The sequence below is a fragment of the Agrobacterium tumefaciens genome (assembly GCF_013337285.1).
Classification (GTDB): Bacteria; Pseudomonadota; Alphaproteobacteria; order Rhizobiales; family Rhizobiaceae; genus Agrobacterium; species Agrobacterium burrii.
In genome coordinates this window covers 305,856-324,552 of the sequence record NZ_SUPW01000003.1, presented here as the reverse complement: position 1 = coordinate 324,552, position 18,697 = coordinate 305,856, and the positions used below count along the sequence as shown (strand labels likewise).

Below are 18,697 nucleotides of genomic sequence, written 5' to 3'. Positions count from 1 at the left end.
AAGGCCCGCAATCTCCAAATTTAGGCAATCAGGTTTTCCATGGCTGGTCATTCACAGTTCAAGAACATCATGCACCGCAAGGGCAAGCAGGACTCCGTTCGGTCCAAAATGTTTTCCAAGCTTGCGCGTGAAATCACCGTTGCGGCAAAAACGGGCATGCCCGACCCGAACATGAACGCACGCCTGCGTCTGGCAATCCAGAACGCCAAGGCCCAGTCCATGCCGAAGGACAATATCGAGCGCGCCATCAAGAAGGCTTCCGGTGCAGACAGCGAAAACTACGATGAAGTCCGTTACGAGGGTTACGGCCCGGGTGGCGTTGCCGTCGTTGTCGAGGCCCTGACCGACAACCGCAACCGCACCGCCTCCAACGTACGCTCCATCTTCACCAAGGCTGGCGGCGCACTCGGCGAAACCGGCTCGGTGTCCTTCTCCTTCGACCGCGTTGGCGAAATCACCTACAAGGCGGAAGTTGGCGATGCCGACAAGGTTATGGAAGCGGCCATCGAAGCGGGTGCTGACGATGTCGAATCTTCCGAAGACGGCCACACCATCATCTGCGGTTTCGAAGCGATGAACGAGGTTTCCAAGGCGCTGGAAGGCGTGCTTGGCGAAGCCGAAAGCGTCAAGGCCATCTGGAAGCCGCAGAACACGGTGCCAGTGGACGAAGAAAAGGCGCAGTCGCTGATGAAGCTCATCGACAATCTCGAAGACGATGACGACGTGCAGAGCGTCTATTCCAACTTCGAGGTTTCCGAAGAAATTCTCGCCAAGCTTTCCGCCTGACGTTTCAGATTTTTTAAAAAAAGCCCCGGCAGCGTTTTCGCTCCGGGGCTTTTTGTTTAGGCAGCCTTCCTGATGGAACTTCGCACATCGGCGAAAATTTCCACGGAACGCAGACGTTTGTCGATATCGTGGATCGGCATCGATACGATTAGTTCGTCTGCCTGCGTTTCGGCAAGGAAACCACCGAGATGGCGCCCGATCGTTTCCGGCGAGCCAACTGCGGCGAAACGCAATGTGTGCTCCACCGAGAAACGCTCCATTTCATTCCAGTAATCATCCATGCTGTGCACCGGCTTCGGGAACGGAGTGCGCACGTTGCGGCGCAGATTGACGAATTGCTGCTGCGACGAGGTGAAGAGATGTTGCGCTTCCTCGTCCGTCTCAGCGCCGACACCCATCACACCCACCATCACATAGGGCTTGTCCAGCACCTCCGAAGGCTGGAAGCGCTCGCGATAGATATGGATCGCTTCCATCAGCATGTCAGGGGCAAAATGAGATGCAAAGGAATAGGGCAGGCCAAGTGCCGCGGCGAGATGCGCGCTGTAGGTGCTGGAGCCGAGCAGCCACAGTGGCACGTTGGAATTCATGCCCGGCACTGCAAGGATGGCCTGATCCTGCTGCGGCGGGCCGAGGTAACGCTGCAACTCGATGATGTCCTGCGGGAAGTTTTCCGCACCGGCATCGAGATTGCGGCGAAGCGCCCTTGCCGTTCGCATGTCGGTTCCGGGCGCGCGGCCAAGACCAAGATCGACCCGGCCGGGCAGCAGCGCTGCAAGCGTGCCGAACTGCTCGGCAATCACGAGAGGGGAGTGGTTGGGCAGCATGATGCCGCCGGAGCCGACACGGATATGTTTCGTGGCTGCCCCCACATGGGCGATGACGAGCGATGTCGCAGCACTGGCAATACCCGGCATGCCGTGATGTTCCGCCAGCCAGACGCGGTTATAGCCGTGGTCTTCGGCCTTGATTGCCATGCGGCGGGAATTTTCAAGCGCCTCACTGACGCTCTCGCCTTCGCCGATGGGCGAAAGGTCGAGAATGGAAAAGGGGATCATCCGACGCTCCTGCGTAAATTCAAATCTTTGCTGCGGATGTAAGGCGCGTGTCCCGATTTACCATAGAAGTCGCATAGAATTGATGGATGGTTCAAAAAAAATGGGGCCTCCGAAGAGGCCCCTTACTCAGCCGGCCCGCCGGAATTGACGGGTTTTGCCATGTCGCGCCGCTTGCCCGTCAGTGGCCAGCACGAATTGTCCGAGCCTGCCGTCCATCTCGCCCGCTTCGGAAGCGAGGTTATGAATGGCGGCCGTCGTTTCCTCCACCATGGCGGCATTTTGCTGGGTCATGGTGTCGAGGCTGGTGACGGTGCCATTGATTTCGGCAAGCGTTTGCGCTTCCTCGCGGGTCGATTCCATTATCTCCTCGATGCGGGAACTGATGGTCTGTACATGCTTGCCGATGCCGGTGAGTGACGCGCCCGCCTTTTCGACTAACACAACACCTGCGGAAACCTCGTCGGTGGAGCGTTTCAGCAGGCTGGAGATTTCCTTGGCGGCGGCGGCCGAACGCTGTGCCAGTTCGCGGACTTCCTGCGCCACGACGGCAAAACCCCTGCCGGCGTCGCCAGCGCGGGCGGCTTCCACACCCGCATTCAATGCGAGAAGGTTGGTCTGGAAGGCAATTTCATCGATGACGCCGATGATCTGGTTGATCTGGCGCGATGAGGTCTGGATCGCCTCCATGGCGGCGATGGTCTGCTCCATCACGCGGCTGGATGCCGTCGCTTCCGTGCTGGCATCATGGGCGATCCGCGTTGCCTGTTCGGCACGTTCGATCTGGTCGCGGACGGCCTCTGTGATGGCCTTGATGGCGCTTGCCGTCTCGGTAATGGAGGCTGCCTGCCGCTCGGTGCGCTCCGCCAGCTGGTCGGCGCCCACTCGCATTTCTTCGGAGCCGCCACGAACGGCTGTGGAATTGCCGCCGATGGCCTGCATGGTTTCGCTCAGCCGGGCAAGCGCCGTATTGAAGTTGTGGCGCAGGCTTTCGAGATCCTCGGGGAATACGGTGTCGATACGATAGGCAAGATTGCCATTGGCCAGCCGGTCCAGACCTTCGTCCAGAGACTGCACGACCATCTGCAGTGCACCGGCCTCGGCCTCGCGCTGCTCAAGATGTGCACGGCGGGCTGCTTCGGCTTCCTCCTGCGTGCGCGCTGCGGTCTCTTCCATCTCCCGCTGCAGAATTAGCTTTTCACGGAAACTGCCGAGCGCCCGCGCCATGCGGCCGATCTCATCCTTCCGGTCCTGATTGCCAATTTCCGCATCAAGACGACCTGCCGCCACCTCGCCGGTCAGCCCGGCGAGCTTTTCCAGCGGGGCGAACAGGCGGCGCGCAAAAAAGGCCGTCGCCGCGCACATGGCGGCCAGAACGCAAAGGCCGATCACGGCAAGTGTGCCGGCAATCGAGATGGAACCCGCGTTCAACTCGCTGCGCAACATGCTTTCGACGGCGAGATATTTTTCACCTGCAAAGGAGAAGGGACGGGCATAGGCATTGGCCTCACCATCCGGGCGGTCGATTTTGGCAATCGTCATGCCGGTGGCGTTCAGCGCCTGTCCATGGAAACCGTAGATTGCCGGGTCGAGACCGATGAGCTTTTCGCCCTGCTCGCCCAAAACCTTGCCATCGGCCGAGATGATTGCCGATTGTTCGGAGCTGCCGGCCGCGATGCCCTTTGCGAGTATCTGGCTGAACACGTCTTCCTTGACGCGGAAGAGGACGATGCCCTTGAAGGCACCGAACTTGACGACCGGAACGCCGAAATAAATACCGGCCTCTTTTGTTGCTGTGTCGATCCGCAAGCCGGAGAAACTGGTTTGTGCCATGTCGTTGACGGCTTTTTCGGCATTCGCGGTGCCGCGTGCAAATGCCGCGCCGAGGCCGCTTTCCGCCCAGACGCCGCCGGTCACGGTTTCCGCAAAGGCCGCTCCCTTCAGATAAGAGTAATAGACCGTGCCGGCTGGATCGATGAAGAGGATGTCGCTGAACGGCGTTCCCTGCAGATATCCGCCGATATCCGTCTGGGTCTTTTCATGGGTCGAATAATAAAAGCCGCTTGGGCTTTCCGGCTTGATCAGCTTTTCCTTTTCACCAAAGGGATTTTCCCTGACGAAAACACGCTGCAGTTCCGCTTTTGCGTCACCGGAATTCTTCTGTACGGTCGCCCAGCCGCTGCGCATGGAAACAACAGCCATTTGCAGTGCTTCGATCTTGGCGATGGAGTCCGCCTGCGTCTTCAGCTGTTCAAGGCGTTCCTGAAGCATGTCGCCACGGAAGACGAGAATGCTCTCCATGGATCTCGACGCCTGTTCTTCGAGAACGCCACTGCTGCTTTGATAACCGAGCAGCGTCAGAGCCCCGGTGGAGATCGCCATCAGCGCCAGGAAAATCACCAGCACTTTGGTGGATATGGAATGAAAACGATTCAGCATGGCCGAAGCAGCCCCCAATGCCGGATCAGTTCCCGCGCCATGCATGAATGGCGCCATCGGACGGCTGATATGGCGAAAATATTGTGCTGCGGATCATCATGTCCGCAGCTCCCCTTTTGTTGGTTTTGTGGGGGAACAATGCGGTACGCGGTTTAAGCAGAGGTAAATGCTGTGTTGCAAATTTGATCAATGTTGTCGTTTTGTTCACTTATCGCTGGCAGGGTCGCAGCCGGAAAGATAAGGTAACTCATGCAAAAGACGATTCGAATCATCGGCATCGATCCCGGACTGCGGCGCACCGGCTGGGGTGTGATCGACACCCTCGGCAACAGCCTGCGGTTCGTCGCTTCCGGCACGGTAACCTCGGATGGCGATATGGATCTCGCCTCCCGCCTCTGCCAGCTGCATGACGGGCTGGCGGATATCGTGCACAACCACCAGCCCGATGAGGCGGCGGTGGAGCAGACTTTCGTGAACAAGGACGCAGTGGCTACACTGAAACTTGGCCAGGCGCGTGGCATTGCCATGCTGGTTCCGGCACGGGCGGGATTGCCGGTCTTCGAATATGCGCCGAACGCTGTGAAGAAGGCGGTCATCGGCGTCGGGCACGGCGAAAAGCAGCAAATTCACATGATGTTGAAAATCCTAATGCCGAAGGCCGAATTCAAGGGTAACGATGCGGCGGACGCGCTCGCCATCGCCATCTGCCACGCCCATAATCGCGGCGGTGACAGGATGCGGCGGCTTCTGGCGGCCGGTTGAATATAAGGTCTCATTGAGCGGGCGGCATCATGATCGGAAAACTGAAGGGCAGCATTGAGGAAATCGGCGCGGATTATGTGCTGGTGGATGTGCACGGCGTCTGTTACGTCGCCTATTGTTCGGCGCGCACACTGTCGAAAATCGGTTCCGCCGGAGAGGCGGTGGTGCTGTTCATCGAAACCTACGTGCGCGAGGACCAGTTGAAGCTGTTCGGCTTTCTCTCCGCACTGGAGCGGGAGTGGTTCAACCTGCTGCAGAGCGTGCAGGGGGTTGGCTCGAAAGTGGCGCTGGCCGTCTTGTCCACCCTGTCGCCCTCCGAACTCGCCAATGCGATCGCGCTTCAGGACAAGGTGATGATTTCACGTGCGCCCGGTGTGGGGCCGAAAGTGGCGGTGCGTCTCGTGACTGAACTTCGCAACAAGGCGCCCGCTTTCGCCGGGGATGCTTCGGCGTCCATCGGGCTGAAGCAGGAACTTGGGGAGGGCGTCGCCTCCGCGCCGGTGGCTGATGCGGTCTCCGCGCTCACCAACCTCGGCTATTCACGAGACCAGGCCGCCAATGCGGTTGCCGCCGCGCTGAAGAATGGCGGGGAGGGCGGCGATAGCGCCAAGCTGATCCGGCTGGGGCTGAAGGAACTTTCGAGGTAAGAACGGCTTGGCAAGCGGGCGTGTAGCCCAGGCCTATCCTGAATTTCGTGAAGCGCCTTGTTGCGATACTCATGATATAGCGGCGGCGGTTACCTGATGAATTCGGCTATAACAACGGAATGCCCTGAATGAGCGATGCGGAGAGACTGATTACCCCGGAAAAGCGCGGTGAGGATATCGACACCACCCTGCGTCCGCAGTCGCTGGACGATTTTACCGGCCAGGCAGAAGCCCGCGCCAATCTCAAGGTATTTATTGAAGCCGCCAAGAACCGGGGCGAGGCGCTCGATCACGTGCTGTTCGTCGGCCCTCCCGGTCTCGGCAAGACGACGCTGGCGCAGATCATGGCCAAGGAGCTTGGCGTCAACTTCAAGTCCACGTCAGGGCCGGTCATTGCCAAGGCAGGCGATCTTGCCGCACTTCTCACCAATCTCGAGGAGCGCGACGTTCTTTTCATCGATGAAATCCACCGTCTAAACCCTGCTGTGGAGGAAATCCTCTATCCGGCCATGGAGGATTTCCAGCTCGACCTCATCATCGGCGAGGGGCCGGCGGCGCGCTCGGTGAAGATCGATCTGTCCAAATTCACCCTTGTCGCGGCCACGACCCGCCTCGGCCTGCTGACGACACCGCTTCGCGATCGTTTCGGCATTCCCGTCCGGCTCGCCTTCTACACGGTCGATGAGCTGGAATTGATCGTCCGGCGTGGCGCGCGGCTGATGGGGCTCAATATGACCGATGGCGGTGCGCGGGAGATCGCAAGGCGCGCGCGGGGTACGCCGCGCATTGCCGGTCGGCTTTTGCGCCGCGTGCGCGATTTCGCCGAGGTGGCGCGGGCAGAAGCTGTGACACGCGAGATTGCCGACGAGGCTTTGACGCGGTTGCTGGTTGACAATATGGGCCTCGACCAGCTGGACATGCGGTATCTGACCATGATCGCCGTCAATTTCGGCGGCGGCCCGGTCGGCATCGAAACTATCGCAGCTGGCCTTTCTGAGCCGCGCGATGCCATCGAGGACATCATCGAGCCCTATATGATCCAGCAGGGTTTCATCCAGCGCACACCGCGCGGGCGCATTCTGACCGCAACCGCCTGGAAACATCTCGGCATGCAGCCGCCGAAGGATCTCGAGGCCGCGCAGTTCCGGCTGACGCTGGAAGACGATTGAGGGAACAAGCCCGGCATGCCGGCATTTGATCGTCTTTGGTAAGGAGATGATTATGTCGGCATTTCGCATAGGAACGACAGTTCGTTGGAACTGGGGCCGTGGGACAGGCGAAGGTAAGATTGTCGAGACCTTCACTGATGACGTCGAGCGCGTAATCGCCGGCTCCAGGATCAAGCGGAAGGCGAGCAAGGACGAGCCCGCTTTTTTATCGAGCAGGAAGACGGCGCAAAGGTTCTGAAAAGCCGATCGGAGCTTGAGCGGGGCGATTGAAGGACGCCGTCAATCGGCGACAAGGGAGGGACGCTGATGGCTTACGATCCGCTGCGGGTTTTCTGCAAACTCGCACGTAACAACCGGCTGGCCAATTTCCGGCTTCATCAGGCTTGCTTCGGACTTTCGCAGGAAGCGTTGATCGCACCCCGTGTCAGTTTCTTCCCGACGCTGAGGGCAACGCTGAACCACATCTACATCGTAGACCGCTTTTATATCGATGCCCTGCAAGGCGGGATGCTCGGTCCGGCCGCCTTTGCGCAAGTGGAGCCCTTCGCCACGGTGGCGGAACTGCGTATTGCCCAGGCGGAGCTTGATGAAACGCTGATCGCATTTGTCGATGGTTTGGATGAAGACGGCCTCGCCACCTCCGTTAATATCCATCGTGGCGCACGCATCCAGCAGGATCGGTGCGATGATGTCCTCTCTCATCTTTTTCAGCACCAGACGCATCATCGTGGACAGGCGCATGCGATGTTGGGATCAAACCGCCTCAGCTCGACGAATTCATTGTGGGAGACGATGCGAAGGCAAGAAAAGACGAAATGGATGCGTTAGGATGGACGGAAACCGATTTGATGTTTCCAGCCGGCAGGTCCAGATAATGACGCATGACAGCAAAAGCCAAGACACCCGCATCCGCATGAAGTTCAAGCCGAAGCGCATCTTCCAGATGCGCGTTGCGGGACTTGCGTTTCGCGATGGCCATGTGCTGGTGCATCGCGCATCGCACGAAAAATTCTGGACCTTTCCGGGTGGTCGTGCCGAGATGGGCGAGCGTTCTGACGAAACGCTTGCGCGCGAAATGGTTGAAGAGCTAGGCGTCGAGGCCAAGGTCGGGCGGCTTCTCTGGGCGGTTGAGAATTTCTTCCATTATGAAGGCAGGGACTGGCACGAACTCGGTTTTTATTACCTGATGGAACTGCCGGAGACACTGGCCTTTCATCCGACCGACATTATTCACCGCGTTCAGGATGGCGACAATGAACTGGAATTCCGCTGGGTCGCGGCAACCCGTGAGGCATTGACGGAACTCGATATTCCGCCCTATTTCATCGCCGACGAAATCGAGCACCTGCCGCAGACCACGAGACATCTCGTCTGGCATGACGGCGATCTGGATGACAAATGACTTCTGCCTCTGAACGCCACATGATCCGGCTGGACCGGAAGCCGCAGCTTTTCAGCATGCGCGTGGCGGCACTGATTTTCCAGAATGATCATGTTCTCGTTCAGCGCGGTGCTGGCGACAGCTATTGGGCCTTGCCGGGCGGACGGGCGGAAATCGGCGAAAGCTCGCAAGAAACCATCATCCGCGAAATCGGCGAGGAACTTGAGCGGGACTGTTCAGTCGAGCGTCTTTTGTGGTCCGTCGAGAATTTTTTCACCTATGGTGATTACGCAGCGCATGAGCTGGGATTTTATTATCTGATTTCGCTTCCCCAGCCTTTGCCGTTCCACGGGAGCGACATCGTGCATCGGGTGCTGGATGGCGTCGAAGTGGAGTTCCGCTGGTTTGCCGCCAAGCCCGCCGCCTTGCTGGAAAATGATCTCCGACCCCGGTTTATCGCAGAACGTATCGAGGGGCTGCCGCCGCGCCACGAGCATCTTATTGTCCGCGAAGGCGATATCGACACGGACGAATTTACCAGGGAGACATTATGAGCGAGCTTGTGGTTTCGCTTTCCGGCGAACTCATCGAACATGGGCACCGCCTGACGCAGCGGGTCTATTATGAGGACACGGATTTCTCCGGTCTCGTTTATCATGCGCGTTATCTGCATTTCCTCGAGCGCGGACGCACCGATTACCTGCGTTGCCTCGGTTGTGAGCAAAGCACGCTGCTGACCGCTGACGAGGAAGGTCTGGTCTTCGTCGTTCATCGAATGGAGATCGATTTCAAGACCCCGGCGCGTATGGATGATGTGCTGACGATCACCACCGTGACTGAAAAGGCCGGTGGCGCGAAAATGGTGCTCAATCAGGAAATCCGGCGTGGCGAAACATTGCTTGTTGCGGCCAAGGTCATCATCGCCGTCATCAATGCCAATGGCCGGCCAAGGCGTCTTCCGGAGACGGTGGCGGAAAAATTCCTGAAGTAATTGAGGGGCCGGTCCAGTAAATCCATGCAGCGTGGCGCGGTTGTAACACTCCTTTAACCATAATGGTGTCTTACTTTAGCAACTGGCATTTGTGCGGCGCACGCCTTCCTTTCACCAAATTTATTGGCAAGTAAGGCTTACTGGCAAGTATCGGGGTATGGCAAAGGGGTTGACGGCTGCGGCCGCATGACTTCGAGCGTTAACACGCGTTTGAATCGCCCGGTCCCGTACCGGGCGTTTGGATTCGGGGATTGGATATTTATGGAACAGGCAGGTTTGGCAGCGGCGACGCACGATGTAAGTCTCTGGGCACTGTTTATGCAGGCGGGCCTCATCGTGAAGCTCGTGATGATCGGACTGATCGCCGCCTCGGTCTGGACGTGGGCGATCGTCTTCGACAAATATGTGAGCTTCGGCAAGGCAAAGCGCCAGTTCGACCAGTTCGAACAGGTGTTCTGGTCGGGCCAGTCGCTTGAGGAGCTTTATCGCACACTGGCGGAACGCCAGAATGGCGGTCTTGCGGCAATTTTCGTTTCCGCCATGCGGGAATGGAAAAAATCATTCGAACGCGGCGCACGTTCGCCCATCGGTCTGCAGATGCGCATCGATCGGGCAATGGACGTGACGATTGCGCGTGAAGGCGAACAATATGAGGCCCGCCTCGGTTCGCTGGCGACCATTGGTTCGGCCGGTCCTTTCATCGGCCTCTTCGGTACGGTCGTGGGTATCATGACCTCGTTCCAGGCGATTGCCGGTTCGAAGTCCACCAACCTTGCGGTTGTGGCGCCAGGTATCGCTGAAGCGCTTCTGGCAACGGCCATCGGCCTTGTCGCGGCTATTCCGGCGGTTATCGCCTATAACAAGTTCACGGCCGATGCGCACAAGCTTTCCGCCCGCATGGAAGGTTTCGCCGACGAGTTCTCCGCGATCCTGTCGCGCCAGATCGATGAAAAACTTCAGACACGGCAGGCCGCCCAGTAAGCGGCCGCGCAACTTGCATGCCGTGCAGTAATTTGCCGCAAGGCAAAATGGAGTAAATAGTATGGGTATGTCAGCAGGTGGCAGCGGTGGCGGTTCCGGTGGACGCCGGGGTGGGCGCGGCGGACGGCGCAAAGGCGGCGCGATCAGCGAGATCAACGTGACGCCGCTGGTCGACGTCATGCTCGTGCTGCTCATCATCTTCATGGTGGCGGCACCGATGATGACGGTGGGCGTACCGATCGATCTGCCGCAGACATCCGCCAATGCGCTGAATTCGGACACGCAGCCGATCACGATTTCCGTCAATGCCAATGGCCAGATCCATTTGCAGGAAACCGAAATCCAGGCTGCCGAGGTGGCTGACAAGCTGCAGGCAATCGCCACGACAGGTTATAACGAACGTATCTTCGTGCGCGCGGATTCCGTTGCTGCATACGGCGTCGTCGCCGATGTGATGGCGCGTATCCAGGCGGCGGGCTTTAAGAATATCGGCCTTGTGACCCAGCAGAAACAGGACAATTGACGTAAAACGATGAAGGGCAGCATCACCACATCCGCGATCGTGCATGCGTCGCTTCTGGCTTTCGCCCTGGTTTCCCTGGGCTCGCCGGAGCCCCTTGACGTGTCGCAGGCCGAGGCCTTGCCGGTGGAACTGGTGCCCATCGAGGAATTGACGCAGATCCAGCAGGGCGACAAGAACGCGCCGAAAGCTGAAAAATCGGCTCCTGTTCCGACTACACGTCCTGACATCATCGAAAACGCCCAGAATATCGGCAATAACACGGCCGATATCGAAGCGCCGCCGACGCCGACGACCAAGCCGAATGACAATATGGCCGCCGCTGCTCCGCCCAAGCAGGAAAAGCCGCAGCCGGTCGTCGATACCAAGGCGAATGAAGTAAAGGAAATCGTCAAGGAAGAAACCTCGGCTCCGAAGCCGCAGGAAATGGCCGCCTTGCCGCAGACCAAGCCGGAAATTACGCCACAGCCGAAGACGGAACCGCCGCCGCAGGAAACCAAGGCGGAAGAACCGCCGCCGGCCACACAGGAGCCGGCAGAGATTCCCGTGCCGCAGAACGTGCCGCGCCCGAATTCCCGCCCCGAACCGCCGAAGCCGGAAGAGCCGAAGCAGGCAGAAACCAAGCCTGCCGAGCAGAAACCGGCTGAAAAGCCGGCCGAGACCAAGCCCGATCAGGCAAAGTCCACCGACAAGCCTTCCGACAAGAAGCCGGGCGAGAAGAAGCAGGAAACGGCTAAATCCGCCTCATCCAAGGAAAGTGATTTCAACGCCGACGATGTTGCTGCCCTGTTGAACAAGCAGGCGCCCTCCGGTGGCGGCGCGAAGCGGTCGACACAGACGGCGTCGCTTGGCGGTAAAAAGACGACGGGCGGTTCGACGCTCAGCCAGACGGAAATGGATGCGCTGCGTGGCGCGATCGAGAAAAACTGGCAAATCATTCCCGGCATGGCGGATGCCTCGGACGTTCGCGTTCGGGTCACCATGAAGCTCGATCGTGATGGAACGATCATCGGTCGGCCCGAGATCGAGGCGACGGGTGGTTCTGAAGGAACGCGCCGTGCTCTTTCCGGCGGAGCCTATCGCGCCATCATGCGTTCTGCTCCGTTCACGAACCTTCCTGCCGATAAATATGATGCGTGGAACGAAGTCATTGTGAACTTCGATCCCAGTGAATTGCTATGAATGCTGAAAGGCCTGGCAACATGAAGATATTTTCGCCGATCCGGCTGGTGCTCGCTGTCGCGGCCCTTATGTCGGTTTTCTCCGCACCGGCTTTTGCGCTGGTGGAACTCAACCTCACCAAGGGTAACGTCGAGCCTCTGCCCATCGCCATCACCGATTTCATATCCGGAGATGGAATCGGTGCGCAGGTTTCCGCGGTGATCGCGGCTGATTTGCAGCGTTCAGGCCTGTTCAAACCGGTCAACAAGAGCGCCTTCATCGAAAAGATCACCAATCCGGATCAGCAGCCGCGTTTCGAGGACTGGAAAGTCATCAATGCACAGGCGCTTGTGACTGGCCGCGTGACGCGCGAAAGCGATGGCCGACTACGTGCCGAGTTCCGTTTGTGGGACACGTTTGCAAATAAGCAGATGGCCGGCCAACAATTCTTCACCCAGCCGGAAAACTGGCGGCGTGTCGCGCATATCATCGCGGATGCGATCTATGAGAGCATTACCGGTGAAAAGGGTTATTTCGACACCCGCGTGGTTTTCGTCTCCGAAAGCGGCCCGAAGACGGCCCGCAAGCGCCAGCTGTCGATCATGGATCAGGACGGTTTCAACGTTCGCAATCTCACCAATTCGAACGACATCGTTCTGACGCCGCGTTTCTCGCCGAACCGCCAGGAAGTGACCTACATGTCCTTCGAAGGCCAGCAGCCGCGCGTTTACCTGCTGCAGCTGGAAACCGGACAGCGCGAAGTGGTCGGCAACTTCCCCGGCATGACGTTCTCGCCGCGCTTTTCGCCGGATGGCCAGAAAGTCATCATGAGCCTGCAGCAGGATGGTAACGCCAATATCTACACCATGGATCTGCGCTCGCGCACCACGACCCGCCTGACGAACACGTCGGCGATCGATACGGCGCCGTCATTTTCGCCGGACGGCCAGCGCGTCGCCTTTGAAAGCGACCGTGGCGGCCGCCAGCAGATTTACGTGATGAATGCGGATGGTTCCGGCCAGCAGCGCCTTTCTTTCGGCGACGGTTCTTATTCCACCCCGGTATGGTCGCCGCGCGGCGATCTGATCGCCTTCACCAAGCAGTCGGGCGGCAAGTTCTCGATCGGTGTGATGAAGACCGACGGTTCGGGTGAGCGCATTCTGACCAGCGGTTTCCACAATGAAGGCCCCACCTGGGCGCCGAATGGCCGCGTGCTGATGTTCTTCCGCCAGAACGCTGGTGCAGGTGGCCCGCAGCTCTATTCGATCGATCTGACGGGCTACAATGAACAGCTCATCAAGACGCCGACCTTTGCTTCAGACCCGGCATGGTCGCCGCTTCTGGACTGATATTGACTGCCATGACGGCGCCGGCAACTCCGGCGCCGTCATGTTTTACGCATGCCACACGGGAAAATGCCTCTTTCTTGCCGCAAAGTGTTGTGAGGGAGCAAAAAAGTGGGACGTTTCCTTTCTGTTAACCATAAGCGTTTGCCGGCTATTAACCGCGATCAGTTAGTGTCTGGCAACGTTATTGAAATTTCCAAGGAGAGACCGGCGATGAGCCGTACAAACATTTCGGCACTCAGCCCGATGCAGAAACTGGCCCGTAACCCGGCTGTTATCGCCATGACTCTCGCGCTTGCTCTCGCAGGCTGCGCGAAGAAGAACATGCCGAACAACGCCGGTGAACTCGGTCTCGGTGGCGCGGGTTCCGCAACGCCGGGCTCCCAGCAGGACTTCACGGTCAATGTCGGCGACCGCATCTTCTTCGATACGGACTCGACCTCGATCCGCGCCGATGCGCAGCAGACCCTGCAGCGCCAGGCACAGTGGCTTGCCCGTTACCCCAACTACGCGATCACGGTCGAAGGCCATGCCGACGAACGCGGTACGCGCGAATACAACCTGGCGCTCGGCGCCCGTCGTGCCGCTTCGACCCGTGACTTCCTGGCTTCCCAGGGCGTTCCGGCAAACCGCATGAAGACGATCTCCTACGGCAAGGAAAAGCCGGTCGCAGTTTGCGACGACATTTCCTGCTGGTCGCAGAACCGCCGCGCCGTGACGGTTCTCGGTGGCGCGGGCATGTGATTGCCTGACGTTATTGTGATCTCGAATGGAAGGCGGTCTTCGGGCCGCCTTTCGTTTTTTTCATAGTTTGGCCGAAGTTAAGTTGCTTTTTTGGTTGATATGGAAAAAATCCGGCTTGCATCATTCCGGTGCAAATCAGTTAAGGCAGGACGAATGAGATGAAGAAACTTGTCGTGGCGGGAATGCTGGGGCTTGCAGCCTGCACCGGTCTGAGCGGCATCGCCGTTTCGGGTCCGCTGTTCGGTGCGGGGGGTAGCTTCGGCACGATCAACTCTCAGCAAGCTCCGATTGTGCGGGTTCAGGCCAATGAAGCCTATAAGGTTCAACAGCTTGAAGAACAGATCCGGCAGCTCAACGGCCGTATCGAAGAAATGAGCTTCCAGCTTTTGCAGATGCAGGAAACGATCCGCAAGGCGCAGGAAGATAACGAATTCCGCTTCCAGGAACTGGAAAGCGGCAATGCCGGCGGCAAAAGCGCAAGCCCGACGGCACCGAAAAAGAAGGCGGAGGCCAGTCCGGCAAGTCCGGCCACGCCGCCGACCGACGACGTTGCAACGATCATCGAAACGCCACCCCAGGGTGGCGCTTCCGTTTCTCCGTCTGCCCCGACAAATGCACCGGGAGAGACCACGCTCGGTTCCATTGAGCTTGATTCCAAGGGTATGCCTGTCGGTGGTACGCTCAATCAGGGTGCCAACAATTCTTCCGGCAACCTTCCCGGTGTGACGACCGGCAATACACCGCGCAAGACGACCGATCCGGTCAACACGGCAGCGCTGACCAGCGAGAGCGATATCTATCAGGCCGCTTATGGCCATGTTCTTTCCGGCGATTACAGGCTGGCGGAACAGGGGTTCCAGCAGTACCTGCAGGGTTACCCCAAAGGCACCAAGGCCGCGGATGCGAGCTTCTGGCTGGGTGAGGCGCAATATTCGCAGGGCAAGTTCAACGAGGCGGCGAAAACCTTCCTCAACGGCCATCAGACCTATGGCAAATCTCCGAAAGCCCCGGAAATGCTGATGAAGCTCGGCATGTCGCTTGCAGCTCTCGACAATACCGAAACCGCCTGCGCCACGTTGCGTGAGGTGCCTAAGCGTTACCCCAGTGCGTCGAAGACCGTGCTGAACAAGGTTGCGAGCGAACAGAAGCGACTGAGCTGCTGATTTTTCTCCTGCCATGATGGCGGTCTTTCCATGCCGATTGATGCCCGCATTCTGAGCGAAAAGGCAGTTCCGCCGCTTGCGGCGGCAAGGTTGTTCGTCGAAAATCTGCGCAAACCCGCCCATATCCTCGTCGCAATCTCCGGCGGCAGTGATTCCACCGGCCTGTTGCTGGCATTGCATGAAGCAACAATGGAGGCGGGCGGCGACGGAATGCGACTTTCCGCCGTCACGGTCGACCATGCGTTGAGAGCGGAGTCCGCCGACGAAGCCCGCAAGGTTGCCGCGCTTTGCGCCGAGCTGGGCATCCCTCATGCCACACGCCGATGGGATGGCAACAAGCCGGCCTCTGGTATCTCCGAAGCATCCCGCCTTGCCCGCTATCGCCTGATTGCCGAGGTCGCCCAAGAGGGCGGCGCCGATCTCGTTGTGACGGGGCATACGATTGGCGACCAGCGGGAAACCGTGGCGATGCGAGCCGCCCGAAGCGGCGGTGCAGACAATCTCGGCCTTTCGGGCATGGCAGATGCTGTTTTATACGATGGGCGTCACTGGATCATGCGGCCATTTCTCTCGTGTGAGAGACAGGCGATCCGCGATTTCGTATCATCCCGCTCGCGGGGCTGGTTTGATGATCCGAGCAACGAGAATACAAAATATGAGCGCGTACGCGTTCGGCAAGCGCTTCCTGATTCTCAGGTGCCGCCTGATGTGGAGGCCGCCGCCAAAAGGCAGGCGCTTTCTGAAAAAAGCGCCGATTTCCTGCGTGGGCACGCGCAAGTCTTTCATGCCGCGGTCGCCAGATTGCCGGTGGACAACAAACTGGCCGATCATCCTGAATTCCGGCACGGGCTGGCAGCGCTCATCGCCACGCTTGGCGGGAGGGCCTATTTTCCGGCCGGGAGCAGCATGGGGCGGGTTCTACAATTTCTCAAAACCGGTGAAAACGGTCGGATGACGGTCGGCCGCGTCCTGCTCGATCGTCGGCGGGATGGGCTTTATATTTTCCGCGAGCAGCGAAACTTGCCGGAGCTTTGTCTCGAGGTTTCCGAGCAGGGGCTGTGGGACGATCGTTTTTTTGTGAAGAACGGTTCCACGTTTCCGATCCGCGTTGCGGCTGAAAGGGTGGGTGATGCTGCGGAAGCGGCCACCCCTTTTTCCTCGGTGCCGCCCGGGGTGGCAAAATCGGCGATGGCGGGCCTGCCGCAAATCGCCGTAGCGGTTGCCGGGTCGACCTTCCTTGCGGGGGGCGTCGAGATTACGCCAAGGCTTGCACCCTTTGATCTTTTCCTGCCGCGTTTCGACCTTGAGTTGGCGAATGCAATCGCTGTTTTATTCGGTCGCGCCGCATATCCACAGCCCCCGGTTTAAATCCCGCCTCTTTTTCGTGAATTGCCATGGAATACTTTTTACACCAAAACGCATCAGATAACGCCGTTCGCCTTGGCAACGGCAAATGTCGTCCTTATGTTAGGGGCACATAATAGCGGGCAGCAGACATGTCCGTGTGAGTTCGGGGAGTTCGATGAACCCAAATTTCAGAAATTTCGCCTTGTGGGCCGTGATCGCCCTCCTGCTGATCGCGTTGTTCAGCATGTTCCAGACGTCGCCGACGCAAACGGGTTCGCGGGAAATTCCGTATTCCCAGTTTATTCGCGATGTGGATTCCGGGCGAGTTCGCGACGTGACCGTCACCGGTAACCGGGTTCTCGGAACCTATACCGAAAACGGCACGGCCTTTCAGACCTATTCCCCCGTCATCGACGACAGCCTGATGGAGCGCTTGCAGAGCAAGAACGTCACCATTGTGGCGCGTCCCGAAAGCGACGGTTCCTCCGGCTTCCTGAGCTATCTCGGCACGCTTCTGCCGATGTTCCTCATCCTTGGCGTCTGGCTGTTCTTCATGCGGCAGATGCAGGGCGGCTCGCGCGGCGCGATGGGCTTTGGCAAGTCCAAGGCCAAGCTCCTGACAGAAGCCCATGGCCGCGTAACGTTTGACGATGTCGCCGGTGTGGACGAAGCCAAGCAGGACCTTGAGGAAATCGTTGAATTCCTGCGCGATCCGCAGAAGTTCCAGCGCCTCGGCGGCAAAATCCCGCGCGGTGTGCTGCTTGTGGGTCCGCCCGGTACGGGTAAGACGCTTTTGGCGCGCTCCGTCGCCGGCGAAGCCAATGTGCCGTTCTTCACGATTTCCGGTTCGGACTTCGTGGAAATGTTCGTCGGCGTCGGCGCAAGCCGCGTCCGTGACATGTTCGAACAGGCCAAGAAGAACGCACCCTGCATCATCTTCATCGACGAAATCGACGCTGTCGGCCGCCATCGTGGCGCCGGTCTTGGCGGCGGTAACGATGAGCGCGAACAGACGCTGAACCAGCTGCTGGTCGAGATGGACGGTTTTGAGGCGAATGAAGGCATCATCCTGATCGCCGCCACCAACCGTCCTGATGTTCTTGACCCCGCACTTCTGCGTCCCGGCCGTTTCGATCGCCAGGTCGTCGTGCCGAACCCGGATATTGTCGGCCGCGAGCGTATCCTCAAGGTGCATATCCGCAACGTGCCGCTGGCGCCGAATGTCGATCTCAAAATTCTCGCCCGTGGCACCCCCGGTTTCTCAGGCGCGGACCTGATGAACCTCGTCAACGAAGCCGCCCTCATGGCCGCCCGCCGCAACAAGCGCGTGGTTACCATGCAGGAGTTCGAGGACGCCAAGGACAAGATCATGATGGGTGCGGAACGCCGCTCCTCCGCCATGACCGAGGCCGAAAAGAAGCTGACCGCCTATCATGAGGCAGGCCATGCGATTACCGCGCTGAAGGTTGCCGTGGCCGATCCGTTGCACAAGGCAACGATCATTCCCCGTGGTCGTGCGCTCGGCATGGTCATGCAGCTGCCGGAAGGCGACCGTTATTCCATGAGCTACAAGTGGATGGTGTCGCGCCTCGTCATCATGATGGGTGGCCGTGTTGCCGAGGAACTGACCTTCGGCAAGGAAAACATTACGTCGGGCGCGTCTTCGGATATCGAGCAGGCCACCAAGCTTGCCCGCGCCATGGTGACACAATGGGGCTTTTCGGATGCTCTCGGGCAGGTGGCCTATGGTGAAAACCAGCAGGAAGTGTTCCTCGGCCATTCCGTTTCGCAGTCGAAGAACGTCTCCGAGGCGACGGCCCAGACGATCGACACCGAAGTTCGCCGTCTGATCGAAGAGGCTTACACCGAAGCAAGGCGCATTCTGACGGACAATCACGATGGCTTCGTTGCAATTGCCGAGGGTCTTCTCGAATATGAGACCCTGACGGGTGAGGAGATCAAGGCATTGCTGAGGGGCGAAAAGCCCGCCCGCGATCTGGGTGACGATTCTCCCGGCAGCCGTGGTTCGGCGGTGCCGAAAGCCGGCGCCAAGAAAGACGGCCCCAGTGAAGTGAAGGGTGATGGCGAAGCCAAGGGCGACGGCGAGGCCGAAGGCGGCATGGAGCCGCAGCCACATTGATCGCTTGCGCAAGCTGACCTGTTGTAAAAGGCCATCCGGTTTTCCGGGTGGCCTTTTCAGTTTGG

At 59.0% G+C, this 18,697-nt stretch carries 18 protein-coding genes and 1 pseudogene; 17 read left to right on the top strand and 2 right to left on the bottom strand.

The genetic code is table 11. The features are described from left to right. Positions 1–39: 39 nt before the first annotated feature. Positions 40–786, top strand: coding sequence for a YebC/PmpR family DNA-binding transcriptional regulator (locus FCH38_RS11635; RefSeq protein ID WP_149899502.1), 747 nt, complete (start codon positions 40–42; stop codon positions 784–786). A 56-nt stretch (positions 787–842) separates the two neighbouring features. Here FCH38_RS11635 and FCH38_RS11630 read toward each other — a convergent pair whose 3' ends face one another. Together FCH38_RS11630 and FCH38_RS11625 are read right to left on the bottom strand one after the other, a co-directional pair. Beyond that, positions 843–1,844 carry an LLM class flavin-dependent oxidoreductase gene (locus tag FCH38_RS11630; protein ID WP_174373858.1) on the bottom strand — a complete coding sequence of 334 codons (1,002 nt, stop codon included), beginning with the start codon at positions 1,842–1,844 and terminating at the stop codon, positions 843–845. Positions 1,845–1,970: 126 nt separating this feature from the next. After that, on the bottom strand, positions 1,971–4,280 hold the full coding sequence (locus FCH38_RS11625; protein WP_174373857.1) for a methyl-accepting chemotaxis protein: 2,310 nt from the start codon (positions 4,278–4,280) through the stop codon (positions 1,971–1,973). A 249-nt stretch (positions 4,281–4,529) separates the two neighbouring features. On the opposite strand from FCH38_RS11625, the gene ruvC reads away from it, so the two are divergent. The 16 genes and pseudogenes from ruvC (at position 4,530) to ftsH (ending at position 18,632) form a co-directional block, all read left to right on the top strand. Next, positions 4,530–5,042, top strand: coding sequence for a crossover junction endodeoxyribonuclease RuvC (gene ruvC, locus FCH38_RS11620; RefSeq protein ID WP_174373856.1), 513 nt, complete (start codon positions 4,530–4,532; stop codon positions 5,040–5,042). 29 nt (positions 5,043–5,071) lie between these two features. After that, the gene (ruvA, locus tag FCH38_RS11615; RefSeq protein ID WP_149899499.1) at positions 5,072–5,689 is read left to right on the top strand and encodes a Holliday junction branch migration protein RuvA; all 618 of its coding nucleotides are present in this window, start codon (positions 5,072–5,074) and stop codon (positions 5,687–5,689) included. Positions 5,690–5,817: 128 nt separating this feature from the next. Beyond that, positions 5,818–6,858, top strand: a complete 1,041-nt coding sequence (gene ruvB, locus FCH38_RS11610) for a Holliday junction branch migration DNA helicase RuvB (protein ID WP_065117401.1) — start codon at positions 5,818–5,820, stop codon at positions 6,856–6,858. A gap of 46 nt (positions 6,859–6,904) precedes the next feature. After that, a complete protein-coding gene (locus FCH38_RS11605) occupies positions 6,905–7,096 on the top strand; it encodes a DUF2945 domain-containing protein (RefSeq protein WP_336510799.1) in 192 nt (63 codons plus the stop codon). A gap of 68 nt (positions 7,097–7,164) precedes the next feature. Next, a pseudogene (locus FCH38_RS11600) lies at positions 7,165–7,733 on the top strand (DinB family protein). Further along, positions 7,733–8,260, top strand: coding sequence for an NUDIX hydrolase (locus tag FCH38_RS11595; protein ID WP_174373855.1), 528 nt, complete (start codon positions 7,733–7,735; stop codon positions 8,258–8,260). Before FCH38_RS11600 ends, FCH38_RS11595 begins: the two are co-directional and overlap by 1 nt. Next, on the top strand, positions 8,257–8,793 hold the full coding sequence (locus tag FCH38_RS11590) for an NUDIX hydrolase (RefSeq protein ID WP_174373854.1): 537 nt from the start codon (positions 8,257–8,259) through the stop codon (positions 8,791–8,793). Before FCH38_RS11595 ends, FCH38_RS11590 begins: the two co-directional genes overlap by 4 nt. After that, complete coding sequence (gene ybgC / locus FCH38_RS11585; RefSeq protein WP_174373853.1) at positions 8,790–9,230, top strand: tol-pal system-associated acyl-CoA thioesterase; 441 nt, start codon at positions 8,790–8,792, stop codon at positions 9,228–9,230. The genes FCH38_RS11590 and ybgC overlap by 4 nt, the downstream gene beginning before the upstream one ends. A gap of 261 nt (positions 9,231–9,491) precedes the next feature. Then, positions 9,492–10,211, top strand: coding sequence for a protein TolQ (gene tolQ / locus FCH38_RS11580; protein WP_003497570.1), 720 nt, complete (start codon positions 9,492–9,494; stop codon positions 10,209–10,211). A 61-nt stretch (positions 10,212–10,272) separates the two neighbouring features. Then, entirely contained in the window at positions 10,273–10,734 is a 462-nt protein-coding gene (gene tolR, locus FCH38_RS11575; protein ID WP_003506238.1) for a protein TolR, read from the top strand. A 9-nt stretch (positions 10,735–10,743) separates the two neighbouring features. Further along, the gene (locus tag FCH38_RS11570; RefSeq protein ID WP_174373852.1) at positions 10,744–11,913 is read left to right on the top strand and encodes a cell envelope integrity protein TolA; all 1,170 of its coding nucleotides are present in this window, start codon (positions 10,744–10,746) and stop codon (positions 11,911–11,913) included. A 20-nt stretch (positions 11,914–11,933) separates the two neighbouring features. Next, a complete protein-coding gene (tolB, locus tag FCH38_RS11565) occupies positions 11,934–13,241 on the top strand; it encodes a Tol-Pal system beta propeller repeat protein TolB (RefSeq protein ID WP_174373851.1) in 1,308 nt (435 codons plus the stop codon). Positions 13,242–13,451: 210 nt separating this feature from the next. Then, positions 13,452–13,982 carry a peptidoglycan-associated lipoprotein Pal gene (gene pal / locus FCH38_RS11560; protein ID WP_153514433.1) on the top strand — a complete coding sequence of 177 codons (531 nt, stop codon included), beginning with the start codon at positions 13,452–13,454 and terminating at the stop codon, positions 13,980–13,982. Between the two features lie 158 nt (positions 13,983–14,140). After that, complete coding sequence (ybgF, locus tag FCH38_RS11555; RefSeq protein WP_174373850.1) at positions 14,141–15,145, top strand: tol-pal system protein YbgF; 1,005 nt, start codon at positions 14,141–14,143, stop codon at positions 15,143–15,145. 30 nt (positions 15,146–15,175) lie between these two features. After that, positions 15,176–16,513, top strand: a complete 1,338-nt coding sequence (tilS, locus tag FCH38_RS11550; protein WP_174373849.1) for a tRNA lysidine(34) synthetase TilS — start codon at positions 15,176–15,178, stop codon at positions 16,511–16,513. Between the two features lie 154 nt (positions 16,514–16,667). Next, complete coding sequence (gene ftsH / locus FCH38_RS11545; RefSeq protein WP_174373848.1) at positions 16,668–18,632, top strand: ATP-dependent zinc metalloprotease FtsH; 1,965 nt, start codon at positions 16,668–16,670, stop codon at positions 18,630–18,632. Positions 18,633–18,697 lie beyond the last annotated feature (65 nt).